The organism is Vibrio sp. PSi01, assembly GCF_054960695.1.
Genome location: NZ_JBHNYN010000002.1, coordinates 23,609 through 40,240, shown reverse-complemented (window position 1 = coordinate 40,240; position 16,632 = coordinate 23,609). Strand labels below are relative to the sequence as shown.

11 protein-coding genes are annotated in these 16,632 nt (G+C 46.8%); 8 read left to right on the top strand and 3 right to left on the bottom strand.

Annotated features, from left to right (window positions below):
- Positions 1 to 162 precede the first annotated feature (162 nt).
- From ACFI6G_RS03285 to ACFI6G_RS03260, 6 genes are all read left to right on the top strand, one after another.
- Positions 163 to 1,476: an MATE family efflux transporter gene (locus tag ACFI6G_RS03285; protein ID WP_010432590.1), complete on the top strand. Its 1,314-nt coding sequence runs from the start codon at positions 163 to 165 to the stop codon at positions 1,474 to 1,476.
- 213 nt (positions 1,477 to 1,689) lie between these two features.
- Positions 1,690 to 2,448, top strand: a complete 759-nt coding sequence (locus ACFI6G_RS03280) for an ATP-binding cassette domain-containing protein (RefSeq protein WP_010432593.1) — start codon at positions 1,690 to 1,692, stop codon at positions 2,446 to 2,448.
- Complete coding sequence (locus ACFI6G_RS03275) at positions 2,445 to 3,296, top strand: ABC transporter ATP-binding protein (protein ID WP_462710140.1); 852 nt, start codon at positions 2,445 to 2,447, stop codon at positions 3,294 to 3,296. The genes ACFI6G_RS03280 and ACFI6G_RS03275 overlap by 4 nt, the downstream gene beginning before the upstream one ends.
- An 82-nt stretch (positions 3,297 to 3,378) precedes the next feature.
- Positions 3,379 to 4,890 (top strand): ABC transporter substrate-binding protein, encoded by a 1,512-nt coding sequence (locus tag ACFI6G_RS03270; RefSeq protein ID WP_010432601.1) that lies wholly within the window; start codon positions 3,379 to 3,381, stop codon positions 4,888 to 4,890.
- Between the two features lie 4 nt (positions 4,891 to 4,894).
- Positions 4,895 to 6,631, top strand: coding sequence for an ABC transporter permease subunit (locus ACFI6G_RS03265; protein ID WP_016795454.1), 1,737 nt, complete (start codon positions 4,895 to 4,897; stop codon positions 6,629 to 6,631).
- A gap of 141 nt (positions 6,632 to 6,772) precedes the next feature.
- Complete coding sequence (locus tag ACFI6G_RS03260) at positions 6,773 to 7,015, top strand: hypothetical protein (RefSeq protein ID WP_016785493.1); 243 nt, start codon at positions 6,773 to 6,775, stop codon at positions 7,013 to 7,015.
- 106 nt (positions 7,016 to 7,121) lie between these two features.
- Here the strand turns inward: ACFI6G_RS03260 and ACFI6G_RS03255 are convergent, their stop codons facing one another.
- The 3 genes from ACFI6G_RS03255 to ACFI6G_RS03245 form a co-directional block, all read right to left on the bottom strand.
- Positions 7,122 to 9,977 carry an FAD-binding and (Fe-S)-binding domain-containing protein gene (locus ACFI6G_RS03255; RefSeq protein WP_462710139.1) on the bottom strand — a complete coding sequence of 952 codons (2,856 nt, stop codon included), beginning with the start codon at positions 9,975 to 9,977 and terminating at the stop codon, positions 7,122 to 7,124.
- Between the two features lie 143 nt (positions 9,978 to 10,120).
- A complete protein-coding gene (gene lldD / locus ACFI6G_RS03250) occupies positions 10,121 to 11,260 on the bottom strand; it encodes an FMN-dependent L-lactate dehydrogenase LldD (RefSeq protein ID WP_016793164.1) in 1,140 nt (379 codons plus the stop codon).
- A gap of 205 nt (positions 11,261 to 11,465) precedes the next feature.
- Positions 11,466 to 13,157, bottom strand: coding sequence for an L-lactate permease (locus tag ACFI6G_RS03245; protein WP_010432612.1), 1,692 nt, complete (start codon positions 13,155 to 13,157; stop codon positions 11,466 to 11,468).
- 247 nt (positions 13,158 to 13,404) lie between these two features.
- On the opposite strand from ACFI6G_RS03245, the gene ACFI6G_RS03240 reads away from it, so the two are divergent.
- Positions 13,405 to 14,322: a LysR family transcriptional regulator gene (locus ACFI6G_RS03240; protein WP_016766934.1), complete on the top strand. Its 918-nt coding sequence runs from the start codon at positions 13,405 to 13,407 to the stop codon at positions 14,320 to 14,322.
- An 11-nt stretch (positions 14,323 to 14,333) separates the two neighbouring features.
- Positions 14,334 to 16,394, top strand: a complete 2,061-nt coding sequence (locus ACFI6G_RS03235) for a prolyl oligopeptidase family serine peptidase (RefSeq protein ID WP_462710138.1) — start codon at positions 14,334 to 14,336, stop codon at positions 16,392 to 16,394.
- Positions 16,395 to 16,632: the final 238 nt, after the last annotated feature.

Sequence of the window (16,632 nt, the reverse complement as noted above, 5' to 3'; positions counted from 1 at the left end):
AGAAAAATTAGCACAACTAATGGCAGCTAACGATTCTATGCAGGTGAACTAAGATAAAGGTGCTTTGTTGATAATTTACCCCAGTAAATGATGACAACGTACGGATTAAACGATAGCATCCCGTTCTAATTGCAAATAGTTCTTAATATCACTCGCTAGAATATGACCATTACCCACAAAGATTATCTAAAAATCGCTTTCCCTTTCATCATCTCAACGGTGACTCAGCCTCTGCTTGGCGCGGTGGATACCGCCGTGATTGGTCAGCTTGGCATCGCTGAACTGATCGGTGGTGTGGCGATTGGCACCATCATTATGAACACCATGTATTGGTTGTTTGGCTTTTTCCGTGTCAGTACGACCGGGCAAAGTGCGATGGCATTGGGTAAGGGCAGTCGCTCTGATTTAGCGGGTAGCTTGATGCGTCCGTTTGTGCTGTCTGGTTTGGTGGGTTTGATCTTTATCTTGATACAACCGCTCATCTGGCAAGGCGCAATGTGGGTGATAGAGCCTGAAGCCAATGTGGCCGAGCACGCGCACATCTATTTTAGTGTTTTGATTTATGGCGCACCTTTTGTTCTGCTTAACTACACCATTATTGGTTGGTTAATGGGGCAGGCGAAAGCCAAAGAAGTCCTTTACACACAAGTGTTTGGTAACGTGTTGAACATTGTTTTAGATGCGGTGTTCGTGCTTTATTTCGACTTGGGTGTCGCCGGTGTGGCATACGCAAGTTTGATTGCACAAATCACCACCTTTGTGATTGGTATGACGCTGGTGATGAAGACCAGCAACATCTCGATCTCTGAGTTCCTGCAAGGCTCGAAGATGACCAAGAAAGACCTTTCGACAATCATCTCATCAAATACTGACCTACTGTTACGCACGATCTGTATCTTAGTATTTTTTAACATGATGGCGCGCACAGGCTCAAAGTTGGGTACCGATGTTCTGGCTGCTAACGCAATCTTGATGCAAGTAACCTTTATTGTGAGTTACATGTTTGATGGTATTGCCAATGCATCGAGTGTGTTTGCGGGTAAAGCGGTTGGTCAGAAAAATGCTTCGATGTTGGATCGTGTATTAAGACTCAATTTTCAATGGACGGCCGGTTTTATTGCTGCGTTAACGTTATTGACCTTGGTATTTAAAGACAACATTGTTTTCTTGTTTACCGATATCCCAACGCTTGTTGCGCTATACCAAGAGATGGCACCGTGGTTGATTGTGTTCCCGCTGGTGGCTGGCTTTGGTTTAACGGTTTACGGCATCTTTACTGGAACAGGAACTACACGTCCGGTTCGAGACTCTAGCATCGCTACCTTGACGGTATTCTTGGCTGTACAGGCGTTTTCGGTCGATTTGTGGGGCAATCATGGTCTGTGGTTGGCGTTTACTTTGTTCTATCTTGGGCGTATTGCCTTCTTGTATCCGTTCATCGCTCAAGTTAAGCGGAAATGCCTTCCAATGACATAAGTAATAACAGCGACCACAAAGCTGAGGTCATATAGAATCATTACGAAAGCGCCTGACTGTTTCTTGTAGTTAGGCGCTTTTTTGTACCTAACGGATTGTGACCATAGATGGTTTCACAGGCAATTTTTTGCGATCCGGTTCAATGTTCACTTTTCATCATACAGGCTTAATGATAGAGTTGTTATGTTATAACATCTACTTATGAGTACTTGCGTGAACGCCCCACTTTTGTCTGTTGACCGATTAACGATCAAAACCTCTTCGAGAACACTTTTCCAAGATATCCACTTCGATGTGTATCGAGGTGAGCTGCTGGCGATCATGGGCCCATCAGGTATTGGTAAGTCGATGCTTTCACGCGCGATTGCAGGTTTTCTGCCGGAAACGGTTGAGGTTGAAGGTCATATTTCTCTGTCTGGTGAAGCGGTATGTGGTTTGCCTATGCTGCAAAGAACCGCAGCACAACGACCTGCGGTTATCTTCCAAGACGCCCTTCAAGCATTGAACCCTCTCGTTTCCATTGAAGGCCAACTCAGTTTGGCATTGACAGGCACTCGCACTAAGCTTAAATCGCAAGACAAAACCAAGCTCACCGAATTGCTAGTACAACTCGGTTTCCCTAACCCAGAAACCATCTTGCCGTTATACCCGAGTCAAATCTCTGGAGGGCAACGTCAACGAGTGTGCATTGCGATTGGGTTGCTGAGTAACGCCGATATCATCATTGCAGATGAACCAACCAGTGCGTTAGATCCGGTGACAGAGCAAGAGATACTCAAGCTGATTCGCGACAATGTTAAACAGCGACAAATTGGTGGCCTGCTTATCACTCATGACCTGCACAGCGCGCTCGCGTGTGACAAGTTATTGGTGATCGATGATGGCGGAGTGGTGGCTTATGGCGCACCAAAACACGCGCTTGAATCAAGCTCTCACGCTTTCTGCTGTTCATTGAGAGACCTAATCGCATGAGCTCGACCTTATCATTAAATTCAGAAGTCTCGCCGTTAATGCCAGTGATAGATTCAGAAACACAAACACCGATTGAGATTAAGTTCGAGAATGTCGGTGTGCATTACTACTCAATACCAAGTTGGTTGGGTGGTAAGGCGTTCAAAGCACTACAGAACATCGACCTCGATGTTGAAGATAAAAGCCTAGCTATTGTTGGACGTTCTGGTGCCGGTAAATCAACGCTGATTGAACTGCTGTTTGGCCTTAAAGAGCCGACTGTTGGCCAAATCAGTTTGTTTGGTCATTTGCTGCCGATTCGTAATAGCAAAGCGCAAGCCGCAGTGTGTCGCTTGATTCAATTGGTGCCTCAAGAGCCACACACCTGCCTTAATCCTTACTATACCGTTCGACAGATCTTAGCCGAGCCGCTAAGCAACTTAGATGTTTCTGGCAACCATGAAAGCATTATTGAAGAGACGCTGTTGGATGTGGGCTTACCTGCCACTTTGTTATCACTGAAACCTAATCAGCTTTCTACAGGCCAAGCTCAACGTGTGGCCATTGCTCGGGCGCTTGTCGTTAGACCCGCAGTGTTGGTAGCCGATGAACCTACCGCCAGCCTTGACCCGGTGAACCGTCGAAGGCTGTTAGATTTACTCAATTCATTGAAAAAGAAGCGCGATATGCGCATCGTTTTGGTGACACACGATTTAGGCGCAGCAAAGGCGCTTTGTGAAGAAATTCTGGTTCTTGACCATGGCGAGATGGTGGAGCATGGACCGACACCTCAAGTGATGAGCGTACCTGCTCATCCCGCGACTCAGTTGCTGATTCAATCTCAGCCTCTTTCGAAATCTACTTGTTAATACAACCTTATTTATTACGAAATACAGCTTATTAACAAAATACAGCTTATTAACGAAGCACAGCTTACAGAGAAAAATAACTATGCGTTTTAATTCAATCAAACTAGCCTGCGCTCTAGCGCTGGCTCTGCCTTTGACGGGCTGTTTTGACTCTCAACCAGAGTCGAGCGATGCGGCGGTCAAATCTGAAATTCGTGTTGCGATGATGCAGCCACCAAGAACAGGTCTATCACCACTTTCTGATGACGCGTTCAAACTATCGCGTTGGAGCACGGCTGAAACGCTAGTTAACCTGAGCCCAACTTCAGAAGCTGAGCCAATGCTGGCAACAGATTGGAAACACGTTGATCCACTGACTTGGCAATTCACGGTTCGCCAAGGTGTTAAATTCCACGATGGCTCTACATTAACGGCAGAGTCTGTTGTGAACTCACTACAGAAAGCGTTGGAAGCGGCACCTAAGCCACGCATCCTAGATGGCGTAGAGCTAGAAGTGAAAGCAATGGACAACTACCGCGTAGAGATCAAAACCAGCTTTGATGACCCTCTTCTACCAAGTCGTTTATCAAGCCCTCAATTAGCGATTCTTGCAGCAAGCGCGTACCAAGAAGATGGTCGAGTTAGTCCAATGGGTGCAGGTACAGGTCCGTTTGAGTTGACTGAAATCAACGGCACAACTAGCGCGAAACTAAAACGTTTCGATGGCTACTGGGGTGAAAAAGCGCAAGTTGAATCTGTGATTGCTGAATACGTTCCTAACGGTTTTGCGCGCGCTGCGGCTCTAAGAACAGGCACGGCAGACATCGTTGAAGCGGTGCCAGTTTCACAAATCGCGACCATTGATCCTGACCTGCTTTACGAAGTAGCAATGCCTCGTACCAATACGCTTTACCTAAACAACAAGTCGGGTGTATTTAGCGATATTAACTTACGTAAAGTAGCGGCTGCTGCGGTAGACCGTGAACAAATCGTGAATACCGTTTATGAAAACCACGCGGATATCGCGCAAGGCCTATTAGGTCCTGCACTTGCTTGGGCTGAGCCGATCCGACCTGAAGGCCAAGCAATCGACAAAACGCTAAAAGCAAACGGTGAAAGCATTGTTATCGGTACCTTTACCGACCGAGCTGAGCTTCCAGAAGTGGCAGCGCTGCTTAAACAGCAACTTGAAGCGGCTGGTTTCAAAGTTGAGCTGGATATTCGTGAATACGCTCAGATTGAAAACGATGCACTGTCAGGCAAGTTCGATGCGTTCATCCTTTCTCGTGCAACCGTTCTAGATTCTGGTGACCCAGTGGCTTACATGATGAGTGACTTTGGCTGTAAGGGTTCATTCAACCTTGGTCAATTCTGTTCTCAAGAAGTAGACCAAGCACTGACTCACGCTGATCTGCAACCACTAGGTGCACTGCGTCAGCAAGCGATCATCGAAGCTGAGCAAAAAATCCTGAACGACTTCGCTGCTATTCCACTGCTTCACGAACGTGTGATTCAAGGCGAGAGCGAGCGTGTAAGCAATGTAGTTCGTGACCCAAGTGAACGTCGCTTGGTTGATCAAACGACACAAGTTAACGCGGCAACACAGGTTAACTAAATAAATGCTATCTGCTGAAACTCTGCGTCGAACCTTATTTATCTTGACGCCTTGGCTATCAAGAATCGCCTCACTGATCGTGGTGGTGATTCTTGTTGGCTTGATGCCTGACATTGCAGGCATCGACCCAAGCCAATCCATCCTGCGTGCGAGAGCGGGGCAACAACACCTGCTTACGCCTGAAGCTTTAGCGGCGGTACGTGCTGATCTTCAGCTTGACCGTTCGGCAAGCGAGCGCCTGATCGACTGGGTAGGAAGTGCCTTTTCGGGTGACTTAGGTAAGTCATGGATCGATGGATCTTCGGTTGCATTAGGCATTCAAAAGACAGCGTCTACGTCTTTGTTTCTGATGTCTAGCGCATTGGTGATGACTTTCGTACTGTGCGGTGCAGGCTTACTGGCTACCTTGCGCAGTTGGAAGAAGGGCAAACTAGGGCAGAGTTACAGCAGTTTAAGCACCGTATTAATATCCTTGCCAGAGTACGTGGTGGCCTCGGTATTAATACTGGTGTTCTCTATCTGGTTAGGTTGGCTACCACCGTATGGTTGGCAAGGCTGGCAAGACATTTGGCTACCGAGCTTAGCGCTCGCACTGCCTGCTAGCGGCCTGTTTAGTCGCCTACTCAGAGACAGTTTACAACGCGTTCTTAATGAACCTTGGGTGATCACGTGGCTCAGTGCCAACGTTCACTCCAATCAAATTATTCGCTTTGCGCTGAAAAGAGCGCTGAGCAGCCTGATCCCACAGATCGCGATGATCGTGATCGGTTTGACTGGTGGCGCGGTCGCGGTTGAGCTTATCTTCTCGATTCCGGGTATCGGACGCATGATTCTTGGTGCTGCTAAGGCGCAAGATCTACCTATGCTGCAAGGCGGCTTATTAGTATTGCTGCTGTTTTCGATTGCCGTGAGCAGCATGAGCTTGTTTGTTCAGCAGTTGATTCTTGGTCACAGCCTGAAAAGCGGTAAGCTCATCAGTAGTCACTCTTCGTTTCGTTTTACGCAGAGCCGAGCTAAACGTGTTACTGCTTTTGCGATCTTCTCGTTCCTAATTACTATCGTAGTTTGGGCAGCATTTCGTGACCCATATACCAGTCAATTTACTCGCTTAGCGGATCCAAGTTGGCAAGCTCCATTGGGTGCGGATGGCATTGGTCGAGATCTGTTAGCGAGAATCGGTTCAGGTATGGTTTCGACCTTCCAAGCCGGTATGTTGGCGACGTTTTTGAGTTTGGTGACAGGCATTATCATGGGTTTCAATACCCGCTTTAGCCAAGGTCTTATCGAGATAACTAAGGGTATCCCTTACATTATTGCAGGCTTGCTGGTTGCGGGCTTAACGGGTATGAATCCGAACAGCGCATTAATCGCGATAGTATTGGTATCTTGGGCGCCATTGGCGGCTCACTGTTCGAGTTTAATTGTGGAAGCTAAGGCTCAACCTTATACGCACCTCGCGCCATTGTGGGGTACCAGCAAGCTGAGAATCTTCCGCTTCTACTTACTTCCTTATGTATTGCCACCGCTACTAAGACACGCAATGTTGAGGCTGCCAGTAATCACATTGAGCCTAACATCACTAAGCTTCATTGGCTTGGGAGCTAAACCGCCGACACCTGAATGGGGTTTGATGATCGCAGAGAACCTACCTTACATCGAGCGTGCACCATTGGCTGTGATGGGGCCAATCGTTGGGTTGATTCTATTAGGCGCGGCCATCAACATGATGTTTGATGATTAACGAAAAAGAACAGGCAGCTTAAGTTTTCGACGTACTATTCGATTGAGTGTTCGATTTGCTTTTTATGTTGTAACCTTAGGCCTGTTTTTTAGAAGCGTTTTTAAAGCTCAATAGACCCTAGTTAAGTGTAAAGGATTCAACATGTATCTCGTTTTGTATTGCCACAATATTGGTATGACCGACTTTTCTTTCTTTGAGACGGAAGATTTCGACAAAGAAGATGGCTATATCGTGCGCGGTAAATGGCCGAATGAGAAAGCCTTTCGTGATTACTTAACCAAAGAGTTTGGTGACATGAGCGAGTTCCAAGTGATTGACCTAATCGCCAAAGGTGCAGAAGCAGAACACTACTCGCCAGAAGAGTTGATGCGCTTGTCTCAATAACATTCCACTCAATAATATATATCAAGCCGAATAAAGAAATGGCAGCCTGATTGGGCTGCCATTTTTCGTTTTAAGCTAGAGTTCGTCGCTCGCAATGAGAGTGGATCTATTGCGCGACTTCGTCAACCAGGTACAAGATTGATTGATATGGAATACCACTGTGATGTGACAAACCGATCTCACAAGTTCGGCTGTTACTGAATCCACGAGTACAGTTGCTCGGTACTTGCTCTTTGAGTGGGTGTACAGCAGCTTCATTCAGCTCTGGCGTAGTAAAGCCTTTATCACCCGCCCAACCACAACATTGAATATGCTCAGGAACAATCACCTCTTCAGTACACGCTTTAGCAAGGTTCAGCATTGCGCCTTCCAAACCCATTCGACGAGAGCTACACGTCACATGCAGCATCACGGTTTCTTGCAGTGGCTCAAGTGTCAGGTGTTCAAGCAAATATTGGTTCACAAACCCTGTTGGTTCTAGCACCTCTAATGGCTTGGTGAACTGCTCAATACTGCGTTTGGCGCACGGACTGGTATCCATCAGTACGGGGTATTCACCCTGACGACTCGCTTGCCACAACACTTCTTCTAACTGTTGAGCTTTAGATTGAGCGAGGTTGGTCATGCCTTTGCTGTCGTAAGGCATACCACAACATTGGTCATCGAGCTTCTTCGGAAGAATTACCTCGAATCCCGCCTTGTTGAGTAAAGACATGGTCACTTCAGTAAGAGGACGTTGATCTCCCGCATCGCTCTGTTGCCCCATGGTTCGACTGGCACATGAAGGAAGGTAAACCACTTTCTTCGCGTTGTTCGATTTTTCGGCTGTTATTGGTGAAGCTGTGAGCAAGTGGCTGTTGGATTGCGGCATTTCTGGCATCCAAACGGGTGTCGCGCCTTTAGTCATTGAGCGTAGGCCGTTGGTTAGCTTGCCGACGGTATTTGCGCCTAGTACTTTGCTCGCCACTTGGTTGGTTTTGAGGCCAGCCTTGGTCAGCTTGGTGGTGGTCGAGAAGTGATCTGCTGTCCACTTAGCAATTGGAGTGAACTTTTCATATTTAGCGATACGAAGCTTCTTCACTAAATCGCCAGTGTTGATGCCTACAGGGCAACGCTCGGCACACAGGCCTGTTGCGGCGCAGGTATCAATACCTTGGTATTCAAACGTCTTCTCTAGCTCGCTTGCTTCTATCTCTTCTCCTGCCGCACGACGGCGTTGTAGCTCGCGATATAAAACAATACGTTGGCGAGGTGATAGAGTCAGCGTACGAGATGGACACACAGGCTCACAGAATCCACATTCGATACAGCGGTCGACAAGGTCATCAGCTGCAGGCATCGGCTTTAGGTCTGTGATGTGGGAATTTGGATTGTCGTTGATGATAACGCCGGGGTTGAGTAGCCTTTCTGGATCGAACAGTGCTTTGATCTGTTGCATTAAGGCATAGCCATCTTTGCCCCATTCCAATTCTACATAAGGTGCCATGTTACGGCCCGTACCGTGTTCCGCTTTCAAAGAGCCTTGGTATTTCACAGCGACTAGCTCGGCAACGTCATCCATGAATCTGCCGTAACGGTCGATCTCTTCTTGGCTATCGAAGCCTTGGGTAAACACAAAGTGCAGGTTGCCTTCGAGGGCGTGACCAAAAATGATCGCTTCGCTGTAGTCGTATTTGTCGAACAACTCTTGCAGCTCTCGAATACCATTAGCGAGGTTTTCGACAGGGAAAGCCACGTCTTCAATGATAACGGTCGTACCGACTTCACGCACTGCGCCAACTGCTGGGAACATGCCTTTTCGAATGCCCCACAGAGTCGCGACTGTCTTTGGATCGGAAGTGAAAGGCACCGATTCAACAATCGTGTATTCAGTCAATGCGTCCAAAATTGATTTACATTGTAAATCTAAGTCCTGCTGGGAGCTGGCGTGTGATTCAACCAAAATAGCCGCGGCTTCTAGATCCAAGCTTGGCATAAATGCAGGCATACCCGGTTTATCAGCCACTGAACGCAGTGCTCTGCCATCCATCAATTCAACGGCAGCAACGGGTGTTTTTGATAGCGTAGTAACGGCTTTACTTGCTTGTTCGATGTCGGCAAACACCAACAGGGCCGAAGCTTTGTTTGGGTGTTCGATAACCGTGTTGTAGGTGATCTCTGCGATGAAGCCTAGCGTGCCTTCTGAGCCAATCATCAGGTGTTTGATGATCTCAATTGGGTCGTGGTAATCGACCAATGCATTAAGCGCGTAGCCAGTGGTATTTTTGAGGCGGTACTTGTGGCGGATTCTGTCTGCCAGTTCTTGATTCGAGCTAGTCTGTCTGTGTAAATCAACAATACCTTCAAATAGCGCTTTGTGTGATTGCTTGAACGCCTCGACGCTGGCGTTATCTGCTGTATCAAGTAGGGAACCATCACTCAATACGATTTTCATGCTCTCGACGGTGCGATAAGAGTTTTGCGCAGTACCACAACACATGCCACTGGCGTTATTCGCCGCTATACCACCGATTTTACAAGTATTGATTGAAGCTGGATCTGGGCCGATTTTACGTTGGAAAGGGGCAAGGTATTTGTTGGCATCTGCGCCAATCACACCGGGCTGAAGAATGATCTGATTGCCGTTATCGACAATCTCGTGGCCTCGCCAGTCGTCGGTTAGAGTGATGAGTACCGAGTCTGAAACGGCTTGCCCTGAAAGACTAGTGCCCGCGGCGCGAAAGGTAAAATGAATGCCCAGCTCGCGACAGCTTTGAATGGTGAATATGACTTCGTCTAAGTTTTTGAGCCTTAGAACCATTTTCGGCACCAAGCGATAAAAACTCGCATCGGTGCCGTAAGCCAATCGCTTTGCCTCTTGCGTGACAATGCGTTCCGTTTCTATTTTTTGAGCCAGTATCGCTTCAAGCTGCTGATAAGCTTGTGCGTCTATTACTCGCTCATGAGATGTGTTTGTCTCCATCTTTGCTTCCTTGTGCTTCTTATTTGGCACTGATTTGTTTTTAAACGGTGTCACAACGGCAGTGGAATTGCTGTGACACCGATTGAACTTCAGTCGAAGTAGACCAAAGCATTAGTTTGAATCTAAATCAGAATCGTGGCGTCTTAATCTAGCCCTACCAATGATTCACGGGTTAAGTCTTTGATTGTCTTTGCGCCCGTCAGTGTCATGGCTACGCGCATCTCTTTGTCGTACAGATTAAGTAGGTTCTCAACGCCTGCTTGTCCTTGTGCTGCTAATGCGTAGACGAAAGAACGGCCAAGTAGGGTGCAGTCTGCGCCCATCGCCATCATACGAACTACATCTAAGCCAGTACGAATACCAGAATCGACCAGAATCTTCGTGTCGCCTTTTACTGCATCTGCAATTGCAGGTAATGCTTTAGCACTTGATAGAACGCCATCAAGCTGACGACCACCGTGGTTTGAAACTACGATACCGTCTGCGCCAAATCTCACGGCGTCTTTTGCATCTTCTTCATCAAGAATGCCTTTGATGACCATCGGGCCGTCCCAGAAGTCACGGATCCACTCTAAGTCTTTCCATGAAATCGACGGGTCAAAGTTGTCACCCAACCAACCGATGTAGTCTTCCAGTTTGGTTGGAGAGCCGCGGTAAGTAGAGATATTGCCAAGGTCATGCGGTTTACCTAACAGGCCAACATCAACGGCCCAGCTAGGATGACGCATAGATTGAAATACGCGGCGTATTGCTGCATTTGGGCCACTCATTCCTGAGTGCATGTCACGGTAGCGAGCGCCGGGTACAGGCATGTCTACCGTAAAGACCAGTGTTGTCACGCCAGCTGCTTTTGCACGTTCCAATACGTTCTTCATGAAGCCGCGATCTTTTAACACGTAAAGCTGGAACCACATTGGGCGTTCAATCTTAGGTGCGACTTCTTCGATTGGGCATACCGATACGGTCGACATCGTAAAAGGGATGCCCTTGTTGTCGGCTGCTTTTGCTGCTTGGACTTCGCCACGTCGTGCGTACATACCCGTTAGGCCAACCGGAGCTAATGCAATCGGCATCGCCAGCTTTTCGCCGAACAATTCGGTTTCTAAATTTAGGTCCGACATGTCATTAAGTACACGCTGCTTGAGCGCGATCTCTGCAAGATCGGCCGTGTTGCGGCGTAGGGTATGTTCTCCGTAAGAACCGCCGTCAATGTAGTGAAAAAGAAACGGTGGTAATTTTGCTTTTGCTGCGGCGCGGTAATCAGTCGATGCGGATATGATCATAATTTCAGTCCTAAATTCTTGGGATGTTGCCCTTCTGTGAGAGCTTGGCTTGGGCTGCTTGTTATTCTTAATAAAGTGGCGTTAATACCCGAGGGTGTTGATGTGTTTTAGTATCCATTCCGAAACTCATCAACTGTCTTATTAGACGGTGTTGCAGTCGGGGAATTGAGTATTAACGCCAAGTGCTTTTGTAACGACTTATGGTTTACATAAGTGCGTCTGTCATTTTGAAGCCGTAGATAACCACTAGGCCGATGATTCCTGTCATTACTAAGTAGTAGAACGTTGGGATGATAGTCTTACGTAGTGTTGCGCCTTCGCGTCCTAACAAGCCTACGGTCGCCGATGCGGCTACCACGTTGTGAATCGCAATCATGTTACCTGCTGCTGCACCAACGGCTTGCAGAGCAACAACCACAGCACTAGAGATAGACAGAGTTTGTGCTACTTCGAATTGGAACTGGCTAAACATCATGTTTGAAACGGTGTTAGAACCCGCAATGAAAGCACCTAACGCACCGACCGTGGCGCTTAACGCTGGGAATGCGCCGCCGACTAGGTCTGCTGCAAAGTTTGCAGTTGTTACCGGCATACTGGCTAAATCAGCGCCGTTCACGCCAGAGTTAATGAAGATACGAACCATTGGGATGGTGAACACCAACACAAACCCAGCGCCTATAAGAGTCTTGCTCGATTCACCAAAGGCTTTAGCCAGTGGAGTTGTGCTGCGTGATTGCATTAGAACAGCAACCAGTGCCACGAATACCAAGATACCGCCAGGTAGATACAGAGGCTGAATCGCTGTACTTACGCCTGTTTCGCCAAGGATGTTGCTGAATGAAAGGCTAACGCTCTTAAGTAGGCCTTTGAACTCAGGGCTCACACGGCTAGCAACTAGAGTGACAGCGAGCAGCACGTAAGGTGCCCATGCCATCGCCATGCTCATCTTTTTATGATCTTTGTTGTCGTCTAAATCGATCTTCAAAGAACCTAGCCATTCTGCTGGCCATTTATCTTCGCTTTCAAAATCCCATTTTGATTTAGGTACTAGGAAGCCACGTTTTGCTGCCGTTACAACAATTGCAAGGCCAACCAAACCACCAATTAGTGATGGGAATTCAGCGCCAAGGAAAACACCTGTTAATGCGTAAGGAATGGTGAAAGCGGCACCTGCGAACAGTGCGAACGGTAGGATATCAAGACCTTCAGTCCAGCTCTTGTTCTTACCGAAGAAGCGAGTCAGCATCATCGCCATCAATACAGGAATCATCACACCAACGCAGGCGTGGATGATCGCTACACTTGACGTAATTTGCTGTAGATAAGCGTCCCATGTTGAACCATTTGCAATCAGGCTTTCACCAATGTTGTGCGTATCCAAACCTTTGTTTACGCCAACAATGATAGGTGTACCAACCGCGCCGAATGATACTGGCGTAGATTGAATCATCATACCCATCAGTACCGCGGCTAATGCTGGGAAGCCGATGGCAACCAACAATGGAGCGGCGATTGCAGCGGGTGTACCGAAGCCGGATGCGCCTTCAATGAATGAACCAAAACACCAAGCGATGATGATCGCTTGTACACGACGGTCTGCTGATATGTCAGTAAAGCCGTTACGGATGGTGGTGATAGCTCCGGTGTGTTTCAAAGTGTTTAATAAGAAGATGGCGCCAAACACAATCCAGAGAACCGACACGGTTATGCCGAAGCCTTGGAATACTGAAGCTAACACGCGAGTGCTAGACATATCCCAAGCAAATAGGGCGATAGCAACGGTTAATGCAAATGCCACTGGCATCGCTTTTTTTGCTGGCCAGTTAAGGCCAACCAGCAGAATCGCTGCAACAACTATTGGCGAAAAGGCCAATAGAGCTAGTAGGGTTTCACTCATGGGTACTTCCTCGTACTTGTTTTCAAACGTTCATGTTTGAAGTGAATAACACGTTATTAGTTTTGTAGGTGTAATCTGAATCTCGAGGATTCAGTTGTTGTAATTAGAGTCGCTTTATTTGTAATCGATGTGATTGCAAAAGCTGTTTTTGTAATTGTTTTGTTAATTTGGCGTGAATTTACCCCTTTATTTTTTATTGATATAGGGAAATAATGAAAATAATTAATTCCAAAATTGGCATAATCAGATGCGAGCAGACGATTTGATCCTGTTTTCACAGGTCGTAGAATTGGGCAGTTTTAGTAAGGTTGCAGAGCAAAATAACCTTACAAATTCGGTAGTTAGTAAAAGAATTGCACGTTTGGAAGAAGAGATTGGCGTGCAATTATTGTATCGAACCACGCGTAAATTGACGCTTACCGAGGCAGGTAAGGCAATGCTACATAGCGCCAAAAATGTGAAGCAGGCGGCTCAAGAGGCTATGGACGCAGTTTCAGGCTTTGGTGAAAATGTCAGTGGTCATATCAAAATGTCAGTGCCTACTATCTCGGGGGATTTGATTCTTGCAGACGCTGTTGCCGAGTTTTGTAATATGCACCCAGGTTTAACGGTCGATATGTCTCTAAACAATCGCTTTGTCGATTTGGTTGAGGATGGTCTCGACTTGGTCATTCGAACCGGTTATTTGGAAGATTCCAGTTTAATTGCTCGTCATATCCTTGATTCGCAATGGGTGGTGTGTGCTTCTCCATCTTATATCGCCAAAAACGGTAAGCCGATGCAGCCCAAAGATTTGGTGGATCACAACTGCCTGCAATACGCTTATCAAACAACGGGCGCTAGTGAGTGGCAATTTCTACATAGTAAAGATGGCTTTACTGATAACGACAAATACATAGTGCGTGTTTCAGGCTCTTTTTCTACCGATAACGCGACAGCACTGCGTAAAGCCGCGTTGGGCGGTCATGGTGTTGCGTACGTGCCGCGTTGTCTGGTGTATCACGATATTAGAAATGGGCAGTTGGTGGATATCTTTCCAGATTTAGTTGGCAAGAAGCTCGGTATCTATGCGGTGTACCCCTTTACGCGCCAGCCACCGAACAAGATTAAGTTATTGATTGAACACATCAGAACACGTTACCTGACGATTTCACATTATTTTTAATAAGGATCACGATGAGCTATTTAAAAGAGTATCAATATCCAATCACCAACAAACAGATCGTCAGCGATGACTATTTTAGCCAGATAATCGAAGACCCGTATCGTTGGTTAGAAGACGACAGAAGTGATGAAACCGCCCAATGGGTGGAGAGTCAAAATGAAATCACGTTCGATTACCTTGCTCAAATTCCGTATCGCGCTGAACTGCGAGAAAGGCTGGCGAAAGCGCAAGACTATAAAAAGAGCTCGCAGCCGTTTGTACGAGGAGATTACACCTACTTCTATAAGAACGATGGCTTGCAGAATCACAGTATTCTCTATCGTCAGAAAGAAGGTCAGCCGATGGAAGTATTCCTAGATCCGAACACTTTCTCGGAAGATGGCACTACATCTCTGGGTTCGGTGTCGTTTTCTAAAGATTACAGCCTAGTGGCATACAGCATTTCAGAGGGTGGTAGTGACTGGCGTAAGATCTTTGTGATTGATACTGAGACTAAAAAGCAGCTTGAAGCCGAAATCACAGACGCTAAATTTACCGGTATTTCTTGGTTGGGTAATCGTGGCTTTTATTACTCTAGCTACGATAAACCAGACGGTAGTCAGCTTTCAGCTCGTACTGATCAACATAAGCTGTATTTTCATGAATTGGGTACCGAGCAAGCCAGCGACAAAGTGATTTTTGGTGAAAATAGTACTGAGCAACATCGCTATGTTTCGGGTTACACCACCGAAGACGACTGCTATTTGATCATTCTAGGGCAAGAGTCGACGTCGGGAAATCGCCTGTTCTATATCGATTTAAACTCACAGGAACAATCACTGAACACGCTGATTGATCATGTTGATAGCGACACTTACCTCATAGATAATCGAGATGAAGTCTTTATTCTGTATACCAATCTCGATGCGCCGAACGGCAAGGTGGTGAGCTTTGATAATCGCAGTAAACAGTGGCTTGATATCATTTCCGAAAAACCACAACCATTAGATATCAGCGCAGGTGGCGGTTACTTATTTGCACATTACATGGTGGATGTGGTGTCTATGATTGAGCAGTTGGATTACCAAGGAAACATCGTTCGTGAAATCCACTTACCAGGTCTCGGAACGACCAGCGGCTTAGGTGGAAAAAAAGAGCAAACTCAGCTTTATTACACCTTTACCAACTATGTAACGCCGCCAACGATTTTCTCTTTTGATGTTGAATCAGGCAGCTCTGAAATCTACCAAAGCTCTGAGTCTCCGTTTGAATCGGACAAGTTTGAGTCTAAACAAGTCTTCTATACCTCGAAGGATGGCACTCAGGTACCTATGCTTATCTCTTATAAAAAGGGATTAGTGTTAGATGGTAATAATCCAACTATGTTGTACGCCTATGGCGGCTTTAACGTGAGCCTAACGCCTTCTTTCTCGGGTACGGTGGGCAGTTGGTTGGAATTGGGAGGTGTGTATGCAGTGCCGAACTTACGTGGTGGTGGCGAATACGGCAAGGCGTGGCACAAAGCTGGCACTCAGCAGCAAAAGCAGAATGTGTTTGACGACTTCATTGCCGCAGCCGAGTTCTTAATCGCAGAAAAGTACACCAGCCGCGACAAGCTGGCGATTCGCGGCGGTTCTAACGGTGGTTTGCTGGTGGGTGCTTGTATGACACAAAGGCCTGAGCTTTTCCAAGTGGCTCTGCCTGCTGTTGGGGTGCTAGATATGCTGCGTTACCACACCTTCACGTCTGGTGAAGGCTGGGCGTACGACTACGGTACATCAGCGCAAAACAAAGAGATGTTTGAATACTTGCTTGGTTACTCACCCGTTCACAATGTAGTACATGGCACAGACTATCCAGCGACTCTGGTGACGACCGCAGATCACGACGACCGCGTAGTACCAGCGCACTCTTATAAGTTTATTGCTGAATTGCAAGATAAGCATAAAGGCAGTGCGCCCGTCATGATTCGTATTGATGTCAATGCAGGCCATGGTGCCGGAATGCCGTTGAGTAAAGCGATCGATCTCACTACTGATATTTATGCATTTACTCTGTTCAATATGGGGATAGAGTCCATAGATTCACTTTAGCGAATACTTGATCTTAGATAATTAGGTATTTGACTCAGACCAAAAGCCCTCAAAATCTACCTTAGATTTTGAGGGCTTTCATATATATGAAAATCAATCAAAATTGCACCCTGTTCTTGTCTCTTTACCACACCCTTTTTCGTGATAGTGGCCACCATTACTGATGAAATGAAAGCGATTTCAAGCTGTATTATTGCGAATTTCTACGTCTATCTACCTGATTGTAAATAGATAACTA

Excerpts from the sequence above, each read along its gene's own strand:
- ACFI6G_RS03285 (WP_010432590.1), top strand. The coding sequence starts at position 163 with ATGACCATTACCCACAAAGATTATCTAAAAATCGCTTTCCCTTTCATC.
- ACFI6G_RS03275 (WP_462710140.1), top strand. The coding sequence starts at position 2,445 with ATGAGCTCGACCTTATCATTAAATTCAGAAGTCTCGCCGTTAATGCCA.
- ACFI6G_RS03270 (WP_010432601.1), top strand. The coding sequence starts at position 3,379 with ATGCGTTTTAATTCAATCAAACTAGCCTGCGCTCTAGCGCTGGCTCTG.
- ACFI6G_RS03265 (WP_016795454.1), top strand. The coding sequence starts at position 4,895 with ATGCTATCTGCTGAAACTCTGCGTCGAACCTTATTTATCTTGACGCCT.
- ACFI6G_RS03260 (WP_016785493.1), top strand. The coding sequence starts at position 6,773 with ATGTATCTCGTTTTGTATTGCCACAATATTGGTATGACCGACTTTTCT.
- ACFI6G_RS03255 (WP_462710139.1), bottom strand. The coding sequence starts at position 9,977 with ATGGAGACAAACACATCTCATGAGCGAGTAATAGACGCACAAGCTTAT.
- lldD (WP_016793164.1), bottom strand. The coding sequence starts at position 11,260 with ATGATCATATCCGCATCGACTGATTACCGCGCCGCAGCAAAAGCAAAA.
- ACFI6G_RS03245 (WP_010432612.1), bottom strand. The coding sequence starts at position 13,157 with ATGAGTGAAACCCTACTAGCTCTATTGGCCTTTTCGCCAATAGTTGTT.
- ACFI6G_RS03240 (WP_016766934.1), top strand. The coding sequence starts at position 13,405 with ATGCGAGCAGACGATTTGATCCTGTTTTCACAGGTCGTAGAATTGGGC.
- ACFI6G_RS03235 (WP_462710138.1), top strand. The coding sequence starts at position 14,334 with ATGAGCTATTTAAAAGAGTATCAATATCCAATCACCAACAAACAGATC.